20 protein-coding genes, 1 tRNA gene and 1 pseudogene are annotated in these 24,870 nt (G+C 58.6%); 11 read left to right on the top strand and 11 right to left on the bottom strand.

The genetic code is table 11. The features are described from left to right. Positions 1-20: 20 nt before the first annotated feature. Positions 21-494: a hypothetical protein gene (locus N5098_RS00710; protein ID WP_267635758.1), complete on the top strand. Its 474-nt coding sequence runs from the start codon at positions 21-23 to the stop codon at positions 492-494. Between the two features lie 62 nt (positions 495-556). Then, positions 557-766, top strand: coding sequence for a hypothetical protein (locus N5098_RS00715; protein ID WP_267635759.1), 210 nt, complete (start codon positions 557-559; stop codon positions 764-766). Positions 767-775: 9 nt separating this feature from the next. Here the strand turns inward: N5098_RS00715 and N5098_RS00720 are convergent, their stop codons facing one another. The 4 genes from N5098_RS00720 to N5098_RS00735 all read right to left on the bottom strand — a co-directional run bounded on the left by N5098_RS00720 (position 776) and on the right by N5098_RS00735 (position 9,395). Further along, positions 776-1,054 (bottom strand): DUF8101 family protein, encoded by a 279-nt coding sequence (locus N5098_RS00720; protein ID WP_267635760.1) that lies wholly within the window; start codon positions 1,052-1,054, stop codon positions 776-778. A 430-nt stretch (positions 1,055-1,484) separates the two neighbouring features. Next, a complete protein-coding gene (locus tag N5098_RS00725) occupies positions 1,485-3,800 on the bottom strand; it encodes a patatin-like phospholipase family protein (RefSeq protein ID WP_267635761.1) in 2,316 nt (771 codons plus the stop codon). Then, complete coding sequence (locus N5098_RS00730; RefSeq protein ID WP_267635762.1) at positions 3,793-5,295, bottom strand: patatin-like phospholipase family protein; 1,503 nt, start codon at positions 5,293-5,295, stop codon at positions 3,793-3,795. Before N5098_RS00730 ends, N5098_RS00725 begins: the two co-directional genes overlap by 8 nt. After that, on the bottom strand, positions 5,295-9,395 hold the full coding sequence (locus N5098_RS00735; protein WP_267635763.1) for an FUSC family protein: 4,101 nt from the start codon (positions 9,393-9,395) through the stop codon (positions 5,295-5,297). Before N5098_RS00735 ends, N5098_RS00730 begins: the two co-directional genes overlap by 1 nt. A 713-nt stretch (positions 9,396-10,108) precedes the next feature. Here N5098_RS00735 and N5098_RS00740 point away from each other — a divergent pair. Continuing rightward, the gene (locus N5098_RS00740; RefSeq protein ID WP_267635764.1) at positions 10,109-10,717 is read left to right on the top strand and encodes a hypothetical protein; all 609 of its coding nucleotides are present in this window, start codon (positions 10,109-10,111) and stop codon (positions 10,715-10,717) included. A gap of 124 nt (positions 10,718-10,841) precedes the next feature. After that, positions 10,842-12,047, top strand: a complete 1,206-nt coding sequence (locus N5098_RS00745; protein ID WP_267635765.1) for a site-specific integrase — start codon at positions 10,842-10,844, stop codon at positions 12,045-12,047. A gap of 27 nt (positions 12,048-12,074) precedes the next feature. Here N5098_RS00745 and N5098_RS00750 read toward each other — a convergent pair whose 3' ends face one another. After that, a complete protein-coding gene (locus N5098_RS00750) occupies positions 12,075-12,773 on the bottom strand; it encodes a DUF8102 family protein (RefSeq protein ID WP_267635766.1) in 699 nt (232 codons plus the stop codon). 56 nt (positions 12,774-12,829) lie between these two features. Here N5098_RS00750 and N5098_RS00755 point away from each other — a divergent pair, with 56 nt between their 5' ends. From N5098_RS00755 to N5098_RS00770, 4 genes are all read left to right on the top strand, one after another. Then, complete coding sequence (locus tag N5098_RS00755) at positions 12,830-12,973, top strand: AbrB/MazE/SpoVT family DNA-binding domain-containing protein (RefSeq protein WP_267635767.1); 144 nt, start codon at positions 12,830-12,832, stop codon at positions 12,971-12,973. Between the two features lie 284 nt (positions 12,974-13,257). After that, the gene (locus N5098_RS00760; RefSeq protein WP_267635768.1) at positions 13,258-14,907 is read left to right on the top strand and encodes a hypothetical protein; all 1,650 of its coding nucleotides are present in this window, start codon (positions 13,258-13,260) and stop codon (positions 14,905-14,907) included. Positions 14,908-15,582: 675 nt separating this feature from the next. Continuing rightward, positions 15,583-16,074 (top strand): hypothetical protein, encoded by a 492-nt coding sequence (locus tag N5098_RS00765; RefSeq protein WP_267635769.1) that lies wholly within the window; start codon positions 15,583-15,585, stop codon positions 16,072-16,074. A gap of 687 nt (positions 16,075-16,761) precedes the next feature. Then, positions 16,762-17,373, top strand: coding sequence for a tetratricopeptide repeat protein (locus N5098_RS00770; RefSeq protein WP_267635770.1), 612 nt, complete (start codon positions 16,762-16,764; stop codon positions 17,371-17,373). 25 nt (positions 17,374-17,398) lie between these two features. Here the strand turns inward: N5098_RS00770 and N5098_RS00775 are convergent. The 3 genes from N5098_RS00775 to N5098_RS00785 all read right to left on the bottom strand — a co-directional run bounded on the left by N5098_RS00775 (position 17,399) and on the right by N5098_RS00785 (position 18,851). Beyond that, positions 17,399-17,473 (bottom strand) — tRNA-Thr (locus N5098_RS00775). A gap of 63 nt (positions 17,474-17,536) precedes the next feature. Beyond that, the gene (locus tag N5098_RS00780) at positions 17,537-18,520 is read right to left on the bottom strand and encodes a class I SAM-dependent methyltransferase (protein WP_267635771.1); all 984 of its coding nucleotides are present in this window, start codon (positions 18,518-18,520) and stop codon (positions 17,537-17,539) included. Positions 18,521-18,608: 88 nt separating this feature from the next. Further along, entirely contained in the window at positions 18,609-18,851 is a 243-nt protein-coding gene (locus N5098_RS00785; RefSeq protein WP_267635772.1) for a DUF7385 family protein, read from the bottom strand. A gap of 161 nt (positions 18,852-19,012) precedes the next feature. Here N5098_RS00785 and N5098_RS00790 point away from each other — a divergent pair, with 161 nt between their 5' ends. After that, positions 19,013-19,891, top strand: coding sequence for a PhzF family phenazine biosynthesis protein (locus tag N5098_RS00790; protein WP_267635773.1), 879 nt, complete (start codon positions 19,013-19,015; stop codon positions 19,889-19,891). A gap of 9 nt (positions 19,892-19,900) precedes the next feature. On the opposite strand, the gene N5098_RS00795 is transcribed toward N5098_RS00790, so the two are convergent. After that, entirely contained in the window at positions 19,901-20,704 is an 804-nt protein-coding gene (locus N5098_RS00795) for a TrmB family transcriptional regulator (protein WP_267635774.1), read from the bottom strand. Positions 20,705-20,813: 109 nt separating this feature from the next. Here N5098_RS00795 and N5098_RS00800 point away from each other — a divergent pair. Then, a pseudogene (locus tag N5098_RS00800) lies at positions 20,814-21,257 on the top strand (NAD-dependent epimerase/dehydratase family protein); the annotation flags it as partial. Between the two features lie 103 nt (positions 21,258-21,360). Here N5098_RS00800 and N5098_RS00805 read toward each other — a convergent pair. Together N5098_RS00805 and N5098_RS00810 are read right to left on the bottom strand one after the other, a co-directional pair. Next, positions 21,361-22,410 carry a lysylphosphatidylglycerol synthase transmembrane domain-containing protein gene (locus N5098_RS00805; RefSeq protein WP_267635775.1) on the bottom strand — a complete coding sequence of 350 codons (1,050 nt, stop codon included), beginning with the start codon at positions 22,408-22,410 and terminating at the stop codon, positions 21,361-21,363. A 103-nt stretch (positions 22,411-22,513) separates the two neighbouring features. After that, entirely contained in the window at positions 22,514-23,812 is a 1,299-nt protein-coding gene (locus tag N5098_RS00810) for a glycosyltransferase family 87 protein (protein ID WP_267635776.1), read from the bottom strand. Positions 23,813-23,995: 183 nt separating this feature from the next. Between N5098_RS00810 and N5098_RS00815 the strand changes: the two genes are divergently transcribed. Further along, the gene (locus N5098_RS00815; RefSeq protein ID WP_267635777.1) at positions 23,996-24,859 is read left to right on the top strand and encodes a hypothetical protein; all 864 of its coding nucleotides are present in this window, start codon (positions 23,996-23,998) and stop codon (positions 24,857-24,859) included. Positions 24,860-24,870: the final 11 nt, after the last annotated feature.

Below are 24,870 nucleotides of genomic sequence, written 5' to 3' on the forward strand. Positions count from 1 at the left end.
TCATAGCCTAACTAGCGAGTATGGTCGTTGTTGACGTTACAGCCCCACTGTCCGTTCCATTCCGGTTCATTGTTGGCGTTCTCGCTGGCATCGTTGCAACGCTGGCTATGGATGGTGTGATGGCACAGCTTCCCGAAGGAAATACGCCACCATCTATCGCAGCTGGTGTCTTGACAGAAAACCAGCCGGCGGATGCTCCGGACCGGCTTGGAACGGTTGTCCACTACATCGCCGGTCTGCTGACCGGCCCACTGTTTGTCTGGGTTCTGTTTGGGGCAGAGGCCGTACTCGATGGCCCATCTCTTCTCTCGACAGCGGCGGCCACAGTTACTCTCTACGTGTTGATGGTGGGGTTCTTTGCTGTTGTTGTCTTGCCACGGTCACAGGTTGCCGGACAGCGTCTCGGAACAATTCGCCGGGACTGGGCACTCTGTGCGCTCACTTACCTTCTGGTGCTTGTTCCACTGGTCGAACTCGCCTCGCGTGCCCTGTGACAGGCCTCATCGAACCAAGCACAGGAATAGACACATGTGGCTGCTTGCCTTACTGTTAGCTAATGCTCTCGAAGCTGTTGAACTATCTCCGTGGACGCTGGCGAACGCGACAAAGTAACGCGGAGATGAACCCGACTGAGGTGCCACAGTACGGCGAGTCGGTGAACTTCATGCCCTGTCCCGAATGTGGCGAAGGCTCGATGCAGTACGACGAGGACGTTGGTGCTCCAAAATGCAGTGCGTGTGGTGCAGTTGACGACAGACGAACGTGATGGGTGCCCTCACTCTGTGTGTGTCTCGTCGAGATGCCGTTCTATCGACGCTGCGTATTCGGCAGCTACTCCCAACTCGCTTTCGTCGGCTGTTGCAACCGTTTCAGCACGCTCACACCCGTGCAACACCTGCTGCCGGAGGTCACTTTCGGGAAGTTTGTTGTCCGCAACTGTTGCAGCACTCGTAATTGCCGCTACGCCTGTCTCCCTGTCGCCACGCTTGAACGCAGCGCTGGACTCCCGACACAGCTGTGACAGGACGGATGCGATATCTTCGGGTACGTTCACGGTAAGTAATGATGAACTTGACCGACAAAACAACTCTGTCGCTGTGCTAGTTCGTTACTTTTTGATATCACTCGACAGCAAACACGTTCTTTGGTTTCACTCCCAACAAAAAGAGCCGGTGAAGGGCATTCAAGTAAAACTTTACAATCTCACGTATATAGTATATACCTGTATGTCCGACCCACGAAGCGAGATTGACCGCCTCCGCGAGCGCATCCAGGCCGGTGAGCGCGGCGGCAGCGAGGCCGACCGGGAGGTAGTCTGTCCCGCCAGTCGCGGCGTGACAGACCCCCGAGCGCACGTATACGAGGTGCCCTTCCGCGGATCCAGCAAGTCCGGGTCGTACTCGAAGGTCGCCTTTCGATCAGCGGGATAACACGCCGGTAAACGGACGGCGCACCGATGGGGGCGCCCGCCCGGCACCCACGGTTTACTGCTCGACGCCCTGGATTTCCTTGATCCGTCGAGCGTCGCTGTTCGGACCGGGGTACACCCAGCCGGCGCTGGTCTCGCCTGCCGCTTTCTTCTGCTGAACGGTGCCTTTCGGCAGTCCGCCGAGTATCTCGCCGAAGGGCCGGTGGTCGGGAAACTTGGCGTCGACCGGGAAGTGCTTGGCCCGGTAGGCCGCCTGTTCGGCCTCGGACATCTCGTGGTACCCATCCGCCGCGGGATCGGTGTCGAACTCGAGGCGTTCGGCGGTCTTCGTCTCGACGGGAACGCCACCGATCTCGATCGCCGTGTAATCCTTCTTGGCGCCGCCCGGCGACTCGACCGTGTCCGCGTCAGTACGGATGTTGAGGTACTTGTCCTCCAGGGCGATGCGTTCGTACTCGTAGAGTTCCGACTCCAGGTACCATCGTGAGGTCATGTGGCCCGCGTCGAGTGGCGGCCGGCGGTGGTGGACGAAGTACCAGTCGTCGCCCTTCTTCGGCGTTGTCGACCGGTCCCAGAAGGAGACGCCGTCGCGGTACGTCTCCGGTTCCTCCTCGGGATTGACGAGTTGCTCCGGGGACTCGGCCGGGCCGTCGGCGTCGCCGCGAACGACCATCGGATCCAGAAGGAAGGCGAGCGGGTGGGGTTCCCAGCCGTCGGCCTCCGGGTCGCCAGCCTTGATCTTTGCGAGCATCTCGTCCATGAACTTGGTCTGGAGATAGCCACGCGAATACCGCCGATCGTCCGGCTTCGTCGGGATTTCCGGCAGTGGCGACGGACCACCCGACGGCTCCTCCCCGTGGATCCGTTCCTCGATGGCACGCTCCGCGTTGTACGCGGCGTTGTCCGGCTGCTGGCCGAAGTACTCGAGGACCGACTGGGCGGCGGTCTGCATCGCCTCCTCGACGGCCTCCCTCGTGGGTGTAAAGCCCAGCATGGACAGGTCGCCGGTCGGAAGGTCGATGACCTGAGTTCTCTCGATCGGTGTGTAGATCTGGTTTTCGGTCGTCCGGGCGAACAGCGATCCTGACACCGCGCCGACGAAGTCGCCGAGGTCGCCGATCTCGCCGGCCGGTTCATCGAGGTTGAGCCCCAGCACCGACGGGCTCGCTGCCCGGTCCGGCGGCGTGTAGGCGTGCAGCGGGAAGTTGTTGATAAGTCCCCCGTCGACCCAGGTACCGGCGTGGGGGCCGTCCGCGACGGTCGTCGGCCGGTAGACGAACGGAATCGCCATCGACAGGCGGATCGCGTCCGCGACGCCGATGTCGGGCGTCTCGCCGGTGGCGAAGCTGTCGGCAGTCCCCGACGAGAGGTTCGCACCGACGACCGAGAGATCGATCGGCGAGCCGGCGGCGAGGTCCCGGAAGGTGACGGTGTCACCGGGCGGAACGCCGGCCGACCGCAGGCCGGCGGTGAGCGCCGCGTCGAGGTACTGCCGGGCGAAGGCACCCGAGAACACGCCGTCGTGGAACAGCAGGTTCGCGACGTACATCGGGAAGTGGCCGGTCATGAACACCTGGCGGATCGTCTCGGCCGGCAGGCCCGTGTCGAACTTCCACCGGAGGAGCGCACCGAGCCACCAGGCCGGGCTGTCGAGCATCTCCCCCGAGAAGTAGGCGTCACTGACCTGCGAGGCGTCCTGGACCCCCTCGATGATCTCGTCGACGGTCTCGCCGGTCTGTGCGGTGATGTAGTCGACGACGGACGTCCGGTACTCCTGGAGTTCGGCCGGCGCTGCGTCGGTGCCCATGGCCGTCACCAGCGCACCGCGTTCGGCGGTCGGTCGCGTTACCTCGTCGGTTCCCGAGAGCGTCGGGCTGTCGAGCGTCGACAGGTCCGACCGGTCGAAAAACCGGGTGATCTCCTCGTCGTCGGTGAGGAGATCGTAGGCCTCGCCCAGGCCGACGTTGCCGGCGAGCAGTCCCGCGGTGATGGCACCCGCGGAGGCACCGGCGACGCCGTCGATCCGGTCAGGATCGAGGAAGTAGTCGTCCGGCGCGTCCGCGTCGTCGCCGTCCCGCGCGGGGTTGTGTAGGAAGCCGAGCTCGCCGAGCGCCGCCAGGGCGCCGAGGAAGGCAAAGGCCTTCGCGCCGCCACCGGAGAACACCAGGTAGCGCACCTGGGACGGCATCGGCGCCGTCCTGACCGGCCGCTCGGCCTCCGCGAAGCTGCCGCCGTCGATGTCGTCCGGATTGACGCCGGCGCCGAAGGGGCCCTCGTTGCCGTCGGTGGTCTCGGCCTGGGGCGGATCCTCGAGGAATAGCTCGAGCTGTTCGGGCTCGTCGTCCTCCCCGGACCCGTCGCCGTTAGCCATCCGCGGTCACCCCGCGCTCGCCGCTCGTAGCCTTGCCGCCACTGCCGCGTTGGAGGAACTCGTTCACGGTCGTGCTGGCCCGTTGCTCGGCACGCCGCTTTCCGAAGTACTCGTAGACCGCCTGGGCACTGGCGACCAGCGCCGGCCGGATGCGACTCGTGTTCTTCGGCACCGAGAGATATGGCAGGTCACCGACCGGCAGCCCGATCGTCTGGAGATGGTCGCGCGGCCCCCGGATCCGCCCGGTGGTGCTGACCTCGACGAACCGCCCGGCGACGGCGCGAGCGAGGTCGACGAAGGAGTCGACCGAGCGCCCCCGCGGCGGCCCGACGTCGAAGCCGAGTACCGAGCCGGGCAATCCATCACCGCCGTCGAAGGCGTGGAGTGGGTAGGCGTTGGCGATGCTGCCGTCGACCCAGATCCCCTCGTGACTGCCGTCCTCGACGAACGTCGGCTTTAGCAACAACGGGAACGCCATCGTCATTCGGAGCGCGTCGGCGACGGGGACGTCGGGCGTCAGATCGGCGGAGAAGATTTCCCCGCTCCGCGTCGCGACGTTGGTCCCGGTCAGGGCGAGCGGCGTGCGAAAGCCCTTGCCGTTGGAGTGGGTGCCGTGCACGTAGCCGGCGAACTGCGAGAAGGTGAGGTTCCCGAGGTCTGCGATGGCGGTGTAGGTGGCCGTGGTGCCGTCGCCCGGCCCGCGTTCGGAGGCGACCTGGTGCTCGCGTTCGGCCGCCCGACGGGCCGCCCGCTCATTCGCCTCACCGCGGCGGCCGACCTCGTGCAGCGGCGACTCGGGTGAGCCGAAGCTATGGCGAAGTTCGTGGCCGGAGAACAATCCGTAGTCGGTCACGAGGTTACGGACGTATGTCGCCATGTCACCGCTCCCGAGCACTCGGTCGATCAACACCTGGGGCACGCCGTGGCCGACGGTGTCGTCGACCACCCCGAGGAAGCCCGCGGCGACCGTCCCGCGAATGTTGAGGTCCTCCGTCATCACCGGATACCCGACATCAGCGACCTCCCCCGCGAGTCGGCCCGTCATCGACGAGACGATCGGATCCCACAGCGCCTCGTGGGGGGCGGTGAGATCCTCCGTCTGAATGCCCTCGAAGGTGGGACGGTGGCGGCGTTCCCACGGCTCCTTGGCGAGGACGACCGGGAGCAGATCCTGCTGGTCCTCGCCACCAGGGACCGCGATATTGTACGCCGTCTTCACGCCGACGCCCATCGCGAGCAAGGTCGCCACGAAGCCACCGGTCGAGGAGCCGGCGATCGCCTTGGTCTTTGCCGGATCGAGGTAGTGGTCGACCGCAGGCTGGTAGGGCGAGGCGGGTGGTGCCTCGACGCGCTTCAGGTATCCCAGGTCGCCGAGGGCCGCGAGCGCGCCGAAGTGGGCAACGGCGCGGGCCCCACCGCCACCGAGGACAAGGTACTCGACGTCCTCCGGCGACTCGATGGGAACCGCGTCGGTACTCGGTCGCCCGGCGGGCATTACTCGTCCTCCGGCGGGGCGGACTCGTCCGCCGACCGGGGTGGGGCCGACGAGTCCCAGCCACCGTCGACGGCTGGCTCGGCGGCACCCGAACCCAGGGCGCCCTCGGTGAGCATCGTCGCCGCGGCGGTCGTCGTGTCGTACAGTTCGTTGACGGGCGTGATCATGTCGGGCAGTGCGTCCGAGGCCTGGAGTTTGATCAGCGACGTCGGGACGGTGTTGAACCAGTGCTCGCCGGAGTACTCCGAGCCCTCGGCCGCGCCCTGTTGCTGGCGGAGTTCCGAGACGATGTCGACGTATCGGGGATCGTCGATTTCCTCGATGGTTCCCTCCTTGAGGAACGGGATGCCCGTCTGCATGAACCGCATGACGTTGGGCTCGAACCCGGGCCGCACCGGGACGACGAACCGCGCAGCGCCGGCGGTCAGGAACGACTCGAACTTCGGATCCGAGTCGTCACGCGTGAGCCGCGTCGTCCAGGACTCCCGGTCCGCCCAGTAGTAGGGGTAGAAGACGTAGGTCCCCTGTTGCCACTCGAAGGACTGCTCGAAGAACTGCAGGTCGTCTTTCATTCCGGGGATCGCGGACTCCTCGATCCCGGGGAAGGATAGTGAGTCGTTGCCGTTCTCGCCGGGCATGGTCACGGCGTCGAAGTCGAGTTCGAAGCGCCGCATCAGCTCGATCGACGCTCGCTTGAGCTCCTTCCGTTCGGTCTCGCGGTTCTGCTTGGGGTTCTCGCCTTCGATGTTCACGCCGGCGCCAACCTTCGCCGCCTCGACTTCGCTCTCGTACTCGTCGCGACGGCGACGGTAGGCCGCCATGATCTTCCGGTGGACCTCGGCTTTCCACTCGCGCAGTGCGTCGTCGGTGCGTTCGAGCGTCGCCGTCGCGACGACGTTGTAGTCGGTCGTGTTGCGGGCCGACAGCGTGACAGGGACGCGGTCGTACTCGTCGCTGTTCAGGTAGAAATACTCCGTTTCGGCGGGGTCTGCCTTGTCGTCGCCGGCGTCGGCGGAGGAATGGACGTTCTGGATCCGGTGGCTCGGGCCCGAGCCGGGGTCGTCCGTACCGACGTTGACGCGGATGCCAGCACCCAAGCTGTGGTTCTTCCGGTGCATGTAGCCGGAGAAGACGGCGACGGTCCCCACGCTGTAGCCGTCTGGGACGTCGATGAACTTGGTGTCGTAGGATGGCGCCTCGTCGTTGCCGCTGCTGACGCCCTCCCCACCTTTCATCTTGATCGTCTTCTTGCGACGGTGGGCCGGTGGAGCCGGCACGTCCTCGGCCTCGTAGTGGGTGGCGTACCACTGGTAGTTCGACGGAGTGATGTCGTCGTACGAGAGGCGCTTTTCGTACACCGGCGCCCCCTGCTCGCGCTCGGCACCGGTAGTGACGTCACCGCCGAAGTCGACCGCCTTCGGTTCGATGGGCTTCTCGGCGGTCTTCTCCTTTGGCTTGGCGCCCTGGGCGTACCGGTACCCAGCGGCGGGATCGGGCACGAGGAACTCGACCATCAGCCGCGGTCGGTCGAACTCGTGGACGTCCATCCGGTAGGTCTTCTCCAGCCACCGGTAGATGCCGGTGATGTGGTCGTCGCCGTCGTTCTCGAACGCGTGACGGTTGCGCTCGATGATCTCCTCGCGGATGCGTTTCGTCGTCTCGGTCGTCACCCGCTCCTCGACGCGACGGGTGGCCTGCCGGGTGATCTCCTGGGCCGTGGAGACGGCCGTCCGTTTGGACTTCTGCTTGGAATGCTGCCGGGAGTACCCGAAGTTCGTATCGACGGAGACGGGGCCGTACTTCGCCGACACGTTGACGCCGGCCTCGACGCCCCACTGATCGTTGATCACCGTCTCCGACTCGCGTTTGATCTCGTTGCGCTGGGTCGTCTGGAGGTCCTGCTTCTCGCTTTTGATCGTCTTCTCCTTCCGGCGAGTGGTCTCCTCGGTCACCTCCGACTCCCGGTGGACCCGCTCGCGGGTCTCGCTCTCCATGACGTTCTCGACGTGGGCGATCTCGCCGGCCTCGTAGCGCGGGCCGACCTGCTTGACCACGCGCAGATCGCCGAAGCCGAGGACCGTGACGCCCTCGGCACGGTAGGACTCTGCATCGTCCTCCTCGGCCGACTCGTCGCTCCCCCACCAGGCGCCGCCAACGCTACCGGACAGGGGCTGTGACGATCCGGAGGACCGACCCTCGCCGATCAGCATCGGTCCGTCCTCGGTCGCGACCAGCCGTTCGTACGCGCCGACCGTCTCGTCCAGGAGTCGCTCGTTGATGCGGCGGGCTTCCTCGCTGACGCGCTCGGTCGCGTCGTCGATCGACCCGTCGCCGGGTTCGATCCCGAGGCTCGACAGCGTCGAGCGAGCGCGATCGGACAGGTCGGCCATCCGATCCTCGTCGAGCGGCCGACCGCCGCCGGCCCGTCGCTCCGCGAGGCGGTCGACAAGTTGCTCGATCGAGTCGAAAGCGTCCGCAAGCTGGGCGTTCGTCGCGTCGTCGACCGCCCCGCCAGCGGCCCGCTCGGCGCGACGGATCGCCGCCGGGACGTCGGTTTCGTCGGCCGCCGACCGCTCGCGCGCCGGCGCCTCGTCCGCAAACTGTCTGCCCTCGCCGTCGGTGAGCGGGGCCTCCAGTGCTCCGGACGGCGGTGCCGTGGCCGCCGTCCGCAGTTCGTCGGCGGCAGCCTCCAAATCGTGTAATCGGTCTGCGAGCGTCGACCCGTCGGCACGGCGGCCGGACGAACCGCCAGCACTCGGCGGTGACTCGACGGGGAGCGCCGAGAGCGCGGGAACGGCCTCGGGGAGCGCGACCTGTCGGTCCAGCACCGCCGGCGCGTCGACTGTCTCGCCGTCGGCCGCCCTGCGGATGGCGTCGACGAGCCGCGTTCCGTCCCGAAGCGAGGCGCGGACCGACTCGTCGACCCCGATCGGGTGGAGCGACGCCGCCGTCAGGCTGTCGAGCACCTGGCCAGCGGTCTCCTCGAGCGTGTCGTCGTCGACCAGGGCCTCGGGCGAGGACCCGAGGGCTTCCTCGACGATGGCGCCGAAGTCGGCCGCGGCCTCGTCCGCCGTCTCGTCGGCGTCGAGTTCCGCGAGGGCGTCATGCAGTGGCGTCAGGTCGAGCGGCGCCGCCGACAGCGTTTCGAGGAACGCGTCACCGTCCTTGAACGCCTGCAGCTGTTCGACCACGGCCCCGCGGGCCCCCTCCTCACCGGCGGCCTCCGTCAGCGACGAGACGAGCCCGGTCGAATACCCCGGATTGACGCGTGCAAAGGCGCCCGGATCCGACTTCTCGGGCGGCCTGACGGTCATAAACTGGAAGAGGTCGTCGGCATCGGCGGTTGGCGTGGCCTCCTCGTCCGCGGGTTCGCTCGACTCGGCGGCCGCCCCGTCGGGCGGGGTCGACTCGCCGTTCGACGGGTTCGATCGGTTCGATTCGGCGTCGGTGTCGTCCGATCGATTGGATTCGGCCTCGGAGGCGTCCGATGGTGTGGCGTCCTCCGCGGACTCCTCTGGCTGGTCCGTCCCGCCGTCGGTCATGAGGTCGGGTTCGATCGACCGGTCGCCGATGCCGAGGGCCTCGGGCGGGACCGCGACGTCACGAACGGCGATTGGCGTCGTCGCGTCGATCCGGTCGGTGGTCGTCCGCGTCGCCTCGTCGACGATGCTGACCCGGACCGCCGGCGCCTCGACCGAGCCGAGGCTCTCCGGCTCGTACGACAGGACGAACTCGCCGTGCTCGCCGGTCGTGTCCATCGCGATTGGCTGGCTGGCCGGCACCGCTTCGCCATCGTAGACCGCAGCGTCGTAGAGGCGGACGGTCACGCCCTCGCGCAACTGGTCTGCCTGGCGGACCTGGCCGACGATCAGGTGGCGACCGCCCGGTTCCGCCGAGTGGAGGGCGATCGAACTGCCCGGGGACTGCCGGGCGGCGACTGCCGACCAGTCGAGCGATCGATCGGCGTCGGCCGTCCGGGCGAACCCAGTCGCGCTCGCACGGTCGGCAGTCGCCGAATCGAGCTCGTTCGCGAGCCACTGTCGCAGTGCTTCGCTATCTGTACCCCACTGCCGCACTCGAAGTAGCTGGTGTTCTGGCATGGGAATCACGTGGTCTGACGGATAGTCAAGACCTATAGGGCCATGATAACACATCACAATAAGAGGTATTAAATTTTGTCATTGGAATATAATTGTATATAATATTATCAGGCGGGCAGGTCGTTGATCTGTTTCGATATGAGGCGCTGTGGACGGGCATCGGTCCCCAATTGGTGTTGCCGTTCGCCATTACCATTCGCGATTCAGCAGACTTGACCATGCGACCGACCCGAAACGGTTTGTCTGTCTCGGGTCGGCAACCACTGCCCTTCGCGACCGGGGGTGTCAGTTTCCTGAAAACGGTCGTGACTGGCGCGTTGGACCGGTCTGAGTGGATTTCGAGCGCGCCGGTCGCACAAGTGACAGTGGAGAGATTCGAACCATGGAGAGATAGTCCGGGCGTGTGGCGCGTCACGCTGGAAGAAGTTCCTGCTCGCCTCACCGCGTTCGGCTCCGCGGGCTGCGTCGTCCGTACCCTCGCTCGCTTCGCCAATGCATCGACCTACTCACGGATGGTGTACTTGACCGTCTCTATGCCCTCCCCGCAATGTAACGGCACGTTGAGGTACACGGAGTCTGAGAGCTGGTGATTTCCTGAAAATCGATGTGCCCCTCGGAGATGATGTTCCCACCGGGGCGCAGACCTAAGCGAGTAGCTCCGAAGGGCCCGCTGGTCGCGGCAGTTCGCTCAGTCGAGCGCGCATAGCTAACCGGTGCCTGAACTGCGTCGTGACCAGCGAGATGCACGCGTACCCGCATTCGTGGGCCGTGATTGCGTCGGCGATGCCCTCGGTGATGAGGACGGGCTCGCCCGACTCGACGGTCTCAAGGCCGTAGATGGGCTCGTCGATGGCGACGTATTCCTTCGTGTGGGCGAGCTTGGCGTACTTCCCGCTCATGAAGTCGGCGGGGTGGCCGTCGTACCCGGCCGCGCCGCCGCCCTCGTTCCCGGTCAACCGCGAGATAGCGTACACCGGCCGACCGTCCATGTCGAAGTATGGGAAGACATAGCGCCCCTGCCAGAGCGGCGTGAGGTCCTCGGTGAACAGGCCGGTCCCGAGTATCGCGTCTCGGTCGTAGCCCTCCCCCATCAGGTAGTCGAGGAGCGCCGTCTCGTCGGCCGGGGCCCAGCCGAGCCGCTTCGCGTCGACAGTCTCGGCGTCCTACCCGCGCACGCGCTCGAAGTATTCCGGGATGTCGTGGGGATAGACCTGCTCTTTCGCGACTCCGTGGACCAGGCAGCGGGGAGGCTCCTCGCGACCGGAATCGAGGTACGGTCCGGTCACGCCGAACTCCCCCGGAACAACCTTACGGGCGACTGATCAGTTACCGAACACCCAGGAACCCTTATACGGTAGGATTGTAAAGGAAATAGTGTAAGCCGGTGGAGTGCTTACCGAACAAGGGTTCAAAACTTATTTGGACGTGGCGCTATAATAACCAGTCATGCCGACAGAGGACTTTCAGAAACGGATTGAGCAAACCACTGAGAACATCGAAACATCGGACGTAATCAGTGAGGCGAACAAAGAGCTATTGCGGGACTACAAACGGGATCAAATGCTGAATGGGCTGAGTGAGGCGACTCTACTCAAGAATCTCTCGCGGCTGAAGGTGCTATCCGAAAACTCAGACAAGCCGTTCAATGAGATGGACAAGTCTGACGTTAAGGATCTGCTTGAGTGGGTACACTCTCAAGACTATACAGACGAAACGATTGATACGTACAAGACGGTCATGCGTGGGTTTTGGACGTGGTTGAATGACGGGGAGACGCCGGAGGAAATTGACTGGATTAAACTGTCCAACTCAAACGGTAACGATACTCTCCCGAAGGATCTACTATCTAAAGAGGATATAGAGGCTCAAGTAGAGGCGGCAAAGAATCCGCGGGACAGGGCTTTCATTTACACTCTCTATGAGACGGGCGCTCGTATCGGTGAGTTAATTGATTTGACGGTTGGGGATATCGAAGATAGAAAGCATGGCAAGAAGGTAGTGATAGACGGTAAGACTGGTTCTCGACGGCTACCTTTGGTTGAGTCAGTCCCATACATCAACCAGTGGCTAAACGAACATCCAAACCCCGAGAAAGAAGCCCCTTTATGGTGCAAAATCCAGCAGGGCGGGCCAGACGACAAACTGGGCTATCGGTATATTCGTGAGAAAGTTCTCAAGAAGAACATGGACAGGGCGGATATCGATAAGCCGTCAAACCCTCACCATTACCGACACTCTCGGGCCTCTGAGCTAGCTACTGAAATGACCGAAGCGCAACTCTGTGAATGGTTCGGGTGGGTCCAAGGGTCGGACGTACCCCAGCGTTATGTCCACCTGTCCGGTCGTGATATCGACAATACGTATGACCAAATGCATGGCCTCTACGAACCGGATGAAAAGGAACAACAGCCGGACGTGATAGAGTGTCCGCGGTGTGAAGAATTGAATCAACCAGAGGCGACGTTTTGTATGCGCTGTGGATTCGGCTTAGATCAAGAGCGGGCGGACGAATTCGAGGCAGAGACGGACGAAGATATCAAGCAAGACTATCAGGATATTGAACCGGGGGCTGACTTAGCAGACAAGCTCGAAACATTGGATAGTCTCATGGACGATCCTGACATTAAGTCGTTTCTTGAACAAAAGCAATAGTGAGCAACGTTAGTAGATAATCAACCGCTATTCTTCATCTCGCTCCTGTAGCCTCATTTGCTTCTCGCGGGCCTTATTCGCTCTCGTTTCAGCCGCCTCATCCTGTTCTTCAAGGATTTCATCATAGTGGTCCATAAGCTCATGTTGCATCTCTCTCAATTCGGTGGGAGATACCGTTGGAGTTCGATGGAGTAATCTCACAATCGCTTGTGCTTCACCGTCCGTCATGTCGGACATTTTCCCACGTTTGAATTTCCTAATCGCTTTTTTATATTCGACCTCCTCAAGATAGTCCACCTCAAGATCAACATCAGCAACATAATACCAGTCCGATTCGGATAACTCTCGTTCTGCTTTATTCACACCCTCAAGCAGAACCTTTTCGAGACCACTTTGGAGGCCATAAGGACTATCGGTGTATAACATAGCGACAAGGCCAGCTAGTCCCTCAAGTATGGCTTTGTCGTTAATTGAGTCACCCATTATCTCCTCCCGTCCTTCTTGATCGTGCTTGTCCCAGTGTTCGTGGAGTAGGGCAAAGTCAAGCAGAGTGTTATATACTCGTTCTTTAATCGCTGTCTTGCGTTCTGATTGGGTTGATTCGGCAAGTCCGCTTCCGTCCCCTTCCAGAAATTCACGGTGTGATTCAGTGAGCATACCGTTTCGCGGACTATCGTCTTTGGAGCGGTAGTTGACCTTATACGGCAAGTCGTCTCTGTTCGTCATTATTACGAACTATCACCGCAATTTGACTTAATACTTTTCCTCACAATCGTACAGATATGCCGACCACAAAACGATGTCCGGCAAAGGTTCTCGATCAGGGGCGGGTAACGATAGACGCCTCTATCCGGCGTGATCTTGAGCTTGAGCAGGGCGACTTTGTCGTACTTCAAATTGAACCGCTTGAGGGGGATTCTGAGTGAGACCTGCCAATCTCTCCAGCGATACGATAGAGCGGCTTGAGGACAGCCGTGAGGACTTAGAGGTGATAGCAGAGTCGGACTTGCGGTGTTCAAAATACGCCGAGTCACTGCTTGAAGCTCTTGAGTAGATTCTATGAGTGGTAAAGGGCAGAGAGGCGGGATTGGTGCAAACCTCTCTGAAAGGCGGGCGTATCCGTTGGGATTCGGGATACAGATGATTGTTTCTCGACCTAGTGACTTGATTCTGTCGCAGGATACGCCCATAGTTCGGTTTCTCGTGGGCTATGAGTCAAAGTAAAGACGAACTATCGGCAAACGAATTCGGTTCGGACGTACCGACAGGCGAAAAGGCAGAAAAACAGGTCCAAGAGGGTATCCAAGAGTTTCGGGACAAGTATGGACTCCCAGAGACGGACGTAGATACCACTCAGGACGGACTCACGGACGACTCAAGAGATCCTTTGTCGTCCCAAGGGGATACGCTTAGAGAGGCGACAGCGGACTCTCAAGCGGACTCTACAAACGGGGAAAGGGATACATCCACTCAATCGGCTACCTCTCTCGCGGGACTACGTCGGTCGGATCATGGACTGGATTCTATCCCATGTCAAAACGGTAGTGGTGGCTCTACTGGATTCACCTGTCCATGGGACGGTGAGCAATATGCGTCGGATAAGACGGATTTCATGCGTACAGTGGTTGAAAACCAGAAACAGGGATATCCGACGCGACTCTCTGAGGCGGTAAAGTCCGTTTACGGTGAGGATTACACCAATACAGAGTATCAAAGGCTACGTCGGTTGGCAAAACGGTGTAACTGGTTCAAATGCGACAGTAGAGGCGGTTTTGTCCAAATCGAGCCAAGGTGGATCTGCTTCAAGGCGGACTCTCTCTTGAGACAGCAGTATGAATATTCTCTAAAAGCAAGACGTGGCGGTGATGGACAGTCCACCGCCGGCGACAGTGAGACAGCCGCCGGCGACGGACAGTCACTCACCCCAAAAGAGAGGGTCCAACGGTTTTGTGAATCGTACAAGACGGTTCAAGCGGATAGTGTAAAGCGCGACTTGTTCAGAGAGTTCGTAACGTGGCGAGCGTCAATCACCGGGACTTACACAATCATGCAACAGTACCGGGACCGTCCGAACGTGGACAGTGAGTATCTACTGATTGAGCAGGAGTCGCGGTTCAAGGACAAGCCTGAGGCGAGAAAGTCACACAACCGACTCACGACAGCGTTAGACAAGGCGGCAGAGAAAGAAAGCCAAGCGGTAATGGTGACACTCACGCCAGATCCAAAGCGGTTTGAGAGTCACACAGAGATTCTTGAGGCGGTCCAAGACGGCGTCGGTAATTTCATTGACTGCTTGGGATATCGGTTAGGTGGACGGCCAGAGTATATCAAGTCCTTAGAGTTTCAACACAAAGGACTACCACACTACCATATCGTTCTGTTCGGGGTGGACTACGTCAAAGACGGCGAGAGTGAAACGGGCAACTCTACAATCAGTGAGCAAGAGGTACGGGATTATTGGAACCAAAAGAAGGATATCGGCCAACAGGTGTACGTGCAATCAGTCACTCGACGGGACGGATCGTGGCTACTGCATGATGATAGCGACGGCAAGAGAACACTCTCCTACTATCTGAGTGAGGCAACTCGCGGCCTCTATGAGTTCGTAGAGGCGTCTGAAAGCGAATTGCGGGACATGCTAGAGTCGGGTGAAACGCGCCTCTGGCGACAAGTCCTGTATTGGGCCTCTGAAAAGCAATACGTGAGCTGTAGCAACGGTCTCAAAGAATCGAGTGATAGCGACAAGTCCACGGACATCAAGCAGTATGACACTCTTGGGGCGGCAAAGTTCGGCCAGATACCGTCTCACATTAGAGATGACGCGATCATAGCCAACGGGACAAGGACAGGGCCAGAGTAGGACTCGAAAGGTGGGTAGTGGCGACTCTCGAAAACAAACCCCATGAAAGAACCCCAATCTCTGTTAGGTGATTCGTTTGATTTTGTTCCGTAGAGACTCTTAGGATAGAAATATCCGTGATATAGGAAACAATTGGACATGGCTTATCCCCGAAACAAGGCCATGAATGGACGAACTCCCGTGAAACTCAGGAACGATAAGATTCTATAACCAATTGAGAATCCGAGTAGTAGTTCCTACTCCTTTCTTTTGTACCTACTCGTGAACGCAACCATTGTCATGCCAGCAAGTAGAAGTATAGGCACATTTGAGCTTTCATTACTCTCGTTTGCCCATACTGTATCGTAGAACTCAATTGAAGCCCCCCTTACGTTTACTCCACTTCGATTACAACATTCTTGCCTATTCTCATTCCACTCTGAGAGGTTTTCTTGAAGCTCTAAGACCCTTTCCTCACTTGGTCCTATAGTAATTTCTTTGGCCTCTGTCGTGTGACCACCATCTTGAAAGTCTAAAGCGGCGTACACTGTTGTATGTACCTCCCCGGATGAATTTGTCCATACCTTCGCAGTTACTTGGTAGGTGTCATTATTTATCCAGCCTCTATCTTGAACTGAGCCACTGACTGTTGGATCTGGGCGTGGAGTAGGTGTCGGTGTCGGCGTCGGTGTTGGCGTGGGCGTCGGTGTTGGCGTGGGCGTCGGTGTTGGCGTGGGCGTCGGTGTTGGCGTGGGCGTCGGTGTTGGGGTTGGTGTAGCAGTTGGCGTCGGTGTCGGCGTCGGTGTTGGCGTGGGCGTCGGTGTTGGCGTGGGCGTCGGTGTTGGGGTTGGTGTAGCAGTTGGCGTCGGTGTCGGCGTCGGTGTCGGCGTCGGTGTTGGCGTGGGCGTCGGTGTCGGCGTCGGTGTCGGCGTCGGTGTTGGCGTGGGCGTCGGTGTCGGCGTCGGTGTCGGCGTCGGTGTTGGCGTGGGCGTCGGTGTTGGCGTGGGCGTCGGTGTTGGCGTGGGCGTCGGTGTTGGGGTTGGTGTAGCAGTTGGCGTCGGTGTCGGCGTCGGTGTCGGCGTGGGAGAAGGTGTAGGTGTATGCGTAGGTGAGAGTGTCGGCGTAGGAGTGGTTGTTGGAGATGGTGTCTGTGCAGGTGTCTGTGTTGGGGTTAACATAGTAGTCTGAGTTGGAGAAACGGTTTCATTGGGGGAGGACACTGGCGTCTGTGTAGAAGATGTTTCTGTAACGGTAGGAGAACTAGGGTCTTGTGTCGGAGTCATAGACGGGCTCACTTCGGTTGTAGGTGAGTCCGAATTAATAGAGAAGGAACAGCCAGCCAATAGAATGAGAAAAGCTAACACGATGGTCGCTAATTGCGTTCGTTGCATATCTCTCCCAGGACACTATAGGGACATTATAGTTAGGATTCATAATTGATGGAGGTCGACAGCCTTCTGTAGCTAACGGCAGAAAATTATATCTCAAAAACAACCCCATGGCAGTCTGAGTAAACAACTCCATGGGTACCTCGGAAACAAACTGCATGGCTGTCCTGAAAACAAAAGCCATGAGTGAAGCAGGTCTCGGATAAGCCGTATCTCGAAAACAATCCGTTAAGTATCGTTATGGGGGATATCGGACACTCTGGTAGTTCGGATTCACCCCATGTAACCGTATTCAGCAAACACCTCATAGCGGAAAACGCCCCATGTGTCTAACCAACAGAGTCGTAGTCTGTCGAGCGTCCCTTGGTTAGTTCTTAACCAACACTGTAGGGTTACCGCGGTTCTGTTGGTTAAGGTAGAATAGGACAGGGTTAGAATCAGAGGGCAAGAGTATCTTTAACAGAGTTTGGAGTCAAATGAGAATACTATGTTAGACAATATCAGAGAGTTTCTTGGCACAGGCAGTCAAGAAGTGCCAGACTATCTTGAGGTGTTAGGGCTGTCTGAATGGTACTTAGGCTTATCTGAGAGTGAGACAGAAATGTTGTACCAATATAGTGAGTCTATGGGTATGGGTAATTTGCTTGAGGGACCTGTGAAATCAACCACACAGGCAGCACAAGGCTATCTTCAAACAGTCGGTTCAAAGGCAATATCCGACAAAAACTATCGGTTCGCTGAAAAGGTTCTTTTGAAAGCGATAGAGACTGAAGATAGTAATCCAACCGACCGCCACTTTGTGTATAACGAACTAATCGATCTATTCTACAAGCAACGGGACGAACGAGATGACGCAATCGAGAAGTGCATTAAATACTGTAAGAGGGACATTGATACTATAGACGAATTCTTGAATGACTTTCTCGAAGAATATGGCGGTGAGCCTCCTCGAATTCCGGCCTTCAAACGGTTAGCAATTATTTACGAAAAAAGGGGAGAGTATCGAGACGCGCTTGAGATATGCGATATAGCACTTCAATACGAGCAAGAGGGATTTGAGAAACGGAAAGAACGATTAAACGAGAGAATTGAGGGCTAGAAAGGTTCTGAACCCTTTTTCCTGAAGCCGGTGGAGGGATTTGAACCCTCGGCCTATTCCTTACGAAGGAATCGCTCTAGCCAGTCTGAGCTACACCGGCACGCATACAATTGTAGTAGTGATACGGCCAATAAGCGTTGCGAATCCATCCGACGACTGCCACTCAGTCTCGCAGTAATCGTACGTCAAGCACCACGTTGTCCTCGTGTGGTGCGTAGGATCTGACGACGTGCTTTGTCTCGATATCGACGGCGTACTCGGGTTCCATTATTTCTCGTATTCTCTGAATTCCTGGTTCGAAGGGGGCGTCTTCGTGTTGAATGTCGTAGTAGTGGAGCATGCACTCCTCGCTCGCTAGCCGCTTGGCAGTGTCGAGGAATTCGTCAGCCGAATGTGGGAGGTTCATCACGAGCCGATCGGCCCAACCTTCGTAATCGGTCGCAATCACTCGAACATCGTCGTGAGTGGCTGTCACGCGTTCGGCCACGCTGTTGCGCTCGGCGTTTTCATGGAGGTAGTTGATTGCAGTCGCGTTGATATCTGTCCCCACGACCTCCGCACCCTGTTTTGCGCACGGAATAACAAACGGGCCAACCCCGGCGAACATATCGAAGATGCGTTCCTCAGATTGGACCTGCTCGACGACCCGATGGCGCTCTGTGGCGAGCCGAGGAGAGAAGTACACCGCCGCAAGATCGAGTGCAAACGCACAGCCATACTCCCGATGAACGGCCTCGGTGTCCGCGCCAGCAAGCACGTCCCAGTCTCGTATACGTGTCTCACCCTGAATTTTTGAAGCGCGGTTGAGTACGGACTTCATTGGAATATCTGACTCGACGATGGCATCGGCAAGCGCACGTGCTCGGGCGTCGTCGTCCTCGTCGATAAGCACAACTTCGCCGAGTCGCTCGTAGGAAGCCACAAAATCGACGAGGTCGTCAGGCATCGTCTGGGTCTTGCGCTCGGGAACTGCGTGGTCGACCACTTCGTGGCTCACAGGCACGGCAGCTGGGTCGGTTACGGGGATATAGAGCCAGCCGTCATCGTGGACGATTTTGTGCTCTTGGTTTACGAGGTCCTCATCGGCGAGTGCCTGTCGCGTCGCTTCGCCATCCTCGCGTTCGACTTGTACGCACGGCACGTCCATGTCAGTCTGTCAGATTTGGCCGGCGGTAAGTCTAACGGAGTTCGCCGTGTGTTGTCTTCCGCAAAATCGTGTGACTATTTTTCCAGCGCTAGTGAGTTAATAACAGCACCTCTTGGTCGGTCCGAACGATACAAAACGGCGACGCAGGATCTCCAAACGTATTCGTACGCTTTTCGGTAACGAACAGGTCCTCAAACGGTTTCTCACAGGCTGGACACGCAAATCCGTCCCGGTTCTCTAGATGCATCGTTTGACGGTCTTCGTTGATGAGTTTCAGTCCGTGGCGGTACTCATGAACGTCGAACCCCTCGGTAACGTCCAGTTGTTCCATGCCTCTTTTTGTGGCTGTCAGACTCTTAGCTGTTTGCAGGGGCCAAGCTTTCTCTCAGAGCAGTATCGAAGACGGCGAGTGGTATCGCTCTTAGCGCCGACGGGACGATAGCTACGTTATCCTCACCATTTTTTGTCGTTTCCTGTCTACGTTGCTGATGAATGGCTCACCCGTTTCACATTGTAGATGTCTTCGCACAGGAGAAATACGCCGGGAACCAGCTTGCGGTCGTCACCGATGCGGGCGACCTTTCGGGCGAGGAAATGCAGGCGATTGCCGCCGAGATGGATTACTCTGAGACGACCTTTGTCACCGGCGCTCCCACCGAGGCGGGCTGGCCGGTCCGTATTTTCACGCCCACTGAGGAAGTCCCGTTTGCCGGCCATCCCACGCTGGGAACTGCCTCGGTCGTTCGGCAAGAACTTGCCGATGGAACGCCCGAGGCGGTCACACTCGACCTGCGCGTCGGGGAGGTACCAGTCGAGACTCGCCGCGACGGTGGCGACGTGTTTCTCTGGATGCGCCAACAGCCACCCGAACTTCGGGAGCACCTCAGCCACAGCACTCTCGCCGAGGTGCTGGGACTCGATACCGACCAACTTGCCGACACGTGGCCGGTGCAAGTCGTCTCGACGGGGCTCCCGACTATCATCGTCCCGTTAGTCGACCGTGACGCGCTCGAAGATATCGACCTCGACCGCACGGCATATCATGACCTCGTAGCCGGCAGAGACGCCAAGCTTGTCCACGCTGTCTGTCCCGAGCCACGGTCTAGCGAGAATGACCTCGCTGTTCGGATGTTCTCGCCACATTACGGCGTGCCCGAGGACCCGGCGACGGGCTCGGCAAACGGTTGTCTTGCTGCGTACCTCTCTGCACACGAGTACCTTGGCTCGCCAACCGTCGATGCGCGAGTCGAACAGGGGTATGAGATGGGCCGTCCGTCGCTTCTTGTCCTCGCTGCCGAGTCTGAGAACGAAGCTATCGCGGTTGAAGTCGGTGGTCGCGTTATGCCGGTTGCTCGCGGTGAGTTGTTATAGCGCCGTTCCTCAAAACGACAGTCGTTGGGCTTGCTGCCACCGATTTTCAAACGATTCCTCAACAGTTGCCGCGAACTCCGCGTCCTTGAGATTGATGAGTGCGAACGCTTCCTCACGATTCAGCGGATGGGGGACCTCGATACAGATTTCGACGTGGTCGATGATAGCAAACGTGCTCCCGATATCGTCGACGACACGCACGCCGAAGTGGTCATGATCCTGTAACTGTTCGCGATACCGCTCACCGACTGCCTCAGGGAGACTTTCGACGACAGTGGGATGTTCAAGAAGCGAAATGGGGATTCCCCGTCCGAGAGCGTGTTCGAGTTCATCAGCGATGCGCTCGCCGACGCTTTCGACGTCGAACCGAGAGGTTGGTGTTGCGGCCACAAACAGTATCTGGTCGTCTGCCGCGGCGAGACGCTCGACGAGCAGGTCGATGCTCTCTTGAGCTCCAAGCGCTGCGGTCCAGAACTGCTCGTCAACGGGCTCGGACGCCTCTAACTGTTCTTCGAGTTTGCCTGCGATACTCTCGAACTGTGAGAGTTGCTCTTCGAGGTCCTGTTCCTTGTTTTCCAGCAACCGGTCGAGTGCCGTCTCCGGCTCGACAGCCACATATTTTTTCGGCCGACTTGCTGTCTGGCTTCGGACCAAATTTTGTGTCTCCAGACTGTTCAACACGTCGTATATCCGACCCATTGGAACGTCGCTGGTACGAGACAACTCCTTTGCTGTTGTCGGACCCGTCTCCAGAAGCGAGCGATACGCTCTGGACTCATACTCCGACAACCCGAGATCCCTCAGACTTGCCATTATCTCTTTTTTTTATGCGGAGTGTGATAAACTCCCTGTATGTTTTCAATTGTTGCCTAATTTACGACAGTGGAACCACTTTTCTCAATCAGGTTGGCATCACCGCCGTATCGAAGAGATGGACGTACTGGTAACGGATGGTGCCGGTTTTATTGGTGCCAATCTTGCGAACAGCCTTGCCGCCTCAAACGACGTGACTGTCGTTGACGACTGCTCGCTCGGAACGCCCGAAAACCTCGATAATTGTGTCACGTTCGAGCACAGTTCGGTCCTTGATGACGACCTCCCAACGGACGTGGACGTGGTCTTTCACCTTGCTGTGATTTTCTTATGGGATGGACGAGGAAGACCCGACTCGGAGCACACGAGAAAATATCGAAGGCTTTGTCAACGTCGTCGAGCAGGCGCGCCAAGACGACTGTCAGACCGTTGTCTATGCTCCGACGCCTCGGTTTAGGGCAGCCAGCAGGACCCTTCACCCGAAGATATAGACATTACAGCCGAGACTGGCTACGAGGCCTCGAAGATGGCTCGCGAGCGTTACGCCGAGTATTCTGCACAGACTCCTCGAAACCCCACGAAGCGACCGGCTGGGAGCCAAGCGTAAGCTTCGAGGAAGGAATCTGGCGGGTATGTTTGGCCCACCAGGACTGAGTCTACTCTGTTAGCGACCCAGTAAATCTTCCCTGAAGCTGTAAGACAACCAGCGTCATGGAGCCGACGACAATCGGCGTCCAGAAGACTAGTCCACGGCTGAGAATGACTGCGGGGAGTACTGCGTCCTTGGTCACGCCTGCGGTGGCAACCAACATGAGCGCCTGAACTGCTTCGACGCCGCCACTCCCGCCGGGGAGCGGGAGTCCCGAGGCAAGCAGCGAGATTTGCACGGTGAAAATAGCCAGTGGAATTGAGATATCGACGCCGATTGCCGCAAGTGTAATCCACAGCAGACAACCCTGCGCAACGAACGATGACGTTGCAAGCACACTGGCAAGCACCATCGTTTTCTTGCTTCCGGCAACTTCAGCAATCGAGTCGAGAAAGTTCGTGATACGCGCATCGATGTCCGCAGGTTCAAGACTCGGGAGAATCGGAACGTATGCTGCGAGCCGGTTTCCACCGATGACGAGCCGCCGGATAATGCCGCGCATGAAGTCTGGATAACGATAGACAGCAAGGGCCACAACACAGATGAACACGACAAACAGCGCAAATGCGGCCACCAGTGGCCGGATCTGGCTGGAAATCGACTGCTCGTAGACTGCGAGATAGCCACCACCCACTGTAAACACAAAGATAGCGGGGGCGAAACTGACGATATCTTTCATCGATATTGCCGCAAGTGACTCCTCGTAACTCCCTGTAAAGCGCTGAGAGAGTATCACTGCGCCAACCGGTGCGCCGCCGGCTTGGCCAAAGGGTGTCAGATTGTGGGCGAGACTGACGCTCGTGTTGAGAAAAATCGTCTCGATTAACGAGGCGCCAATGCCGAGACTGCGTGCGATGACGTAGAGACACGCCCCCATCGAAATCACGCCGATACTGACTGCAACGAGCATGAGCCCGAAGTCGGGCGCGCTGATGGCATCAAGCCGGTTGATGAAATCGTCGACACCAGTGAGTGTGACGAACGCCCCGACAACCAGCGCCCAGATGAGAATCCCCATCAGAGCCTGCTTCCGGTCTATCATGTTTCGGACACTCATCGGTACTGTACTCTCGTTTGAGGAGGGCCGGTTTTAGCGTATCGAAATGGGTTGTCCTTCGTGGCTGTTATCGAAGCACACTATTTACCCAGATAGGACACTGTCACTCCGGTGATGGCTGTTCGGTCGCCGTTGTCGATGTCGTCGGTCGCGGGACACGGACAAACCGAATACAGCCAGCGAGAATACACAGGAACCCAATCAACGGAATTGAGCTATAGGTCATAAACGCCCGTGCACCCTCGACGAGTATGTCTCCGATTCCTGCCCCAAGGGGCAACGCGTCGACAATCAACTCGATGTGTTGTGGGTAAAGTGGGAGATTCACCAGTACAAGACCGGCCACGAATAGCTGTTTCGTGGTCGAGTCTTCGGTCAGGTACAACAGGCCAAGCAACGGGAAATAGAGGTAGACGACGTAGTTCAGTGTCGAGGGAATAATCGTAATCAGCATCGCAACCATCGTTGCGAAAAACGCAACAATCCGGTCGAGTTCGGAGTTGGCATCCCGGTAGACGAGATAGACAAACGGCGAAATGAGTGCAGTCGTCACAACGAACAGCTGATTCCCCGACAACGCAAGGAACTGTGAGAACGGCCGTCGCAGAGTTATCCATTGCAGTGTCGGGTCTAATCCACCTTGGAAGGCACCTTTCCGACTCCGCTCGTTGACGATAAAGTCGACAAACTCAATGTGGGCATCGATACCGAACACGGCGGTACCGAGGACGATGAGACCAATTCCGGTCACCATTGCCGCCGCGATTGCGCGATACGCACGGCGGTACAGTAGCCAGACGCCAAGAAACGCAGGAAACAGCTTGAAATGCGCAGCAGTTGCCCACAGTGTGCCGCCTTTCCACCCTTCGCCACGTTCGATAGCGAGCAAGCCGACCGAAAGCATGAGCAGCATAATTGGGTCGACATTGCCTCTGTACACTCCTAGGACGCTGTGGCCCGAGAACAGGCAAAATCCCATTATGAGAATCCGGTCGACCCGAGAGAGTGACCCACCGTGGCGCTCGACGAACGAAATAAGGAGCCGACCGATCATATAAAAGACACTGATAAGCAAAATTACGTTGAGGACATACCCAATTCGCCAATCCGGAAACATTCCATAGACAGAGAATATTGGGGCGGTAATCGGTGTATAGACGTAGGCCTTCTCGGTGATGAACGCACCATCAGTAATGGCCCAGCCAACGAATGGCTCACCCTGAACAACAGCCTTGCCGGCAAAGTAGTAGGCCTGGTAGTCGATTTCGGTCCCTTCTCTAAACTCGTTTGCCGCGAGCACGACACCAAGGAGGCCAGTAAACAGGCCATATAGTAGCGTCATCCGTTCTGCCCGCCGAGTCGACACGAGCGAGCGAACTCGCTCAACGAACTGAGCGACCATCTACCAGAGGCAACCTCGGGCGGGCAATCAAGCTTTCGACTGACACAGCTACCGCCACAATCCTGTCAACTGAGGGTGAGGAATACTGCAGAATACGGGGACACGACCTCTTTGCGGGCTGTTTTCGTGGATATATGGCAACCAACAAAATTATACAACTTCCACCAAAACCCTCCCAACACGATGAAAGACCAGCAGTTTCTGGAATCTGAGTGGGATTACTGCTTGGTTCTCGACGCGTGTCGCTACGATGTCTTCAGCGAGATTTACGACGAGTATCTCGACGGGTCGCTCGAAAAGCGACGAAGCCTCGGCTCGTCGACGCCGGAGTGGGCCTACCGAACGCTCACAGAGAACCACGATATTGCGTACTTTTCTGGAAACCCGTTCATCAACAGCCTTGGCATCCCTCTGAACGAACTAAAGTGGGGCGCAAGTTGTGACTACGAATGGACTGCGACCGAACACCTCGAATCTGTCATTGATGTCTGGAAACATGGGTGGGATGACGACCTCGGGACGGTCCCACCCGAAGCCCTTGCAGCGTCACTCCGTGACCATCAAGACGCTGTCGCACGGACTGACCGCACAGTCCTTCATTATATGCAACCTCATGCCCCGTATCTTTCTCGTGGGAAGGGTCGCAAGCTCAAGCAGATTCAAAAAGGTATCCGAAGTCAGGAAGACGCCAAGGAAGTCGCCGACGACGACGGCGGTGGTGCACTCAGCTCCCTGAGTGACTCGATTCGGCCAAAAGTCGAGAACAAACTTGAAGGGAGTGAACTCGCCCAGAAAGCAGGCCTCTGGCTTGAACTCGACCCAACCGATGTCATGAAAAACGGGACACGAGGGGCCGCACTCGCGCTGTACGAGGAGAACCTCCGCATCGCGCTCGAAGAGATTGCCGAACTTGTTTCGGAACTCGATGGAACGGTTGTCGTGACCGCTGACCACGGAGAAGCCTTCGGCGAAGAGGGTGTCTGGGAACACCACATTGAGACGTACATTCCGCCGCTCATGGAGGTACCGTGGCTTGAGCTCGACTGACGACGGAGCTG

Origin of the sequence: Halovenus rubra, from assembly GCF_026586665.1 — an archaeon.
GTDB lineage: Archaea > Halobacteriota > Halobacteria > Halobacteriales > Haloarculaceae > Halovenus > Halovenus rubra.

Coding starts and splice junctions, on each gene's coding strand:
- N5098_RS00715 (WP_267635759.1), top strand. CDS start 557: ATGCTCTCGAAGCTGTTGAACTATCTCCGTGGACGCTGGCGAACGCGA.
- N5098_RS00730 (WP_267635762.1), bottom strand. CDS start 5,295: ATGCCCGCCGGGCGACCGAGTACCGACGCGGTTCCCATCGAGTCGCCG.
- N5098_RS00815 (WP_267635777.1), top strand. CDS start 23,996: ATGAAAGACCAGCAGTTTCTGGAATCTGAGTGGGATTACTGCTTGGTT.
- N5098_RS00770 (WP_267635770.1), top strand. CDS start 16,762: ATGTTAGACAATATCAGAGAGTTTCTTGGCACAGGCAGTCAAGAAGTG.
- N5098_RS00710 (WP_267635758.1), top strand. CDS start 21: ATGGTCGTTGTTGACGTTACAGCCCCACTGTCCGTTCCATTCCGGTTC.
- N5098_RS00790 (WP_267635773.1), top strand. CDS start 19,013: ATGGCTCACCCGTTTCACATTGTAGATGTCTTCGCACAGGAGAAATAC.
- N5098_RS00795 (WP_267635774.1), bottom strand. CDS start 20,704: ATGGCAAGTCTGAGGGATCTCGGGTTGTCGGAGTATGAGTCCAGAGCG.
- N5098_RS00760 (WP_267635768.1), top strand. CDS start 13,258: ATGAGTCAAAGTAAAGACGAACTATCGGCAAACGAATTCGGTTCGGAC.
- N5098_RS00735 (WP_267635763.1), bottom strand. CDS start 9,395: ATGCCAGAACACCAGCTACTTCGAGTGCGGCAGTGGGGTACAGATAGC.
- N5098_RS00785 (WP_267635772.1), bottom strand. CDS start 18,851: ATGGAACAACTGGACGTTACCGAGGGGTTCGACGTTCATGAGTACCGC.
- N5098_RS00725 (WP_267635761.1), bottom strand. CDS start 3,800: ATGGCTAACGGCGACGGGTCCGGGGAGGACGACGAGCCCGAACAGCTC.
- N5098_RS00755 (WP_267635767.1), top strand. CDS start 12,830: ATGCCGACCACAAAACGATGTCCGGCAAAGGTTCTCGATCAGGGGCGG.
- N5098_RS00780 (WP_267635771.1), bottom strand. CDS start 18,520: ATGGACGTGCCGTGCGTACAAGTCGAACGCGAGGATGGCGAAGCGACG.
- N5098_RS00805 (WP_267635775.1), bottom strand. CDS start 22,410: ATGAGTGTCCGAAACATGATAGACCGGAAGCAGGCTCTGATGGGGATT.
- N5098_RS00745 (WP_267635765.1), top strand. CDS start 10,842: ATGCCGACAGAGGACTTTCAGAAACGGATTGAGCAAACCACTGAGAAC.
- N5098_RS00810 (WP_267635776.1), bottom strand. CDS start 23,812: ATGGTCGCTCAGTTCGTTGAGCGAGTTCGCTCGCTCGTGTCGACTCGG.
- N5098_RS00750 (WP_267635766.1), bottom strand. CDS start 12,773: ATGACGAACAGAGACGACTTGCCGTATAAGGTCAACTACCGCTCCAAA.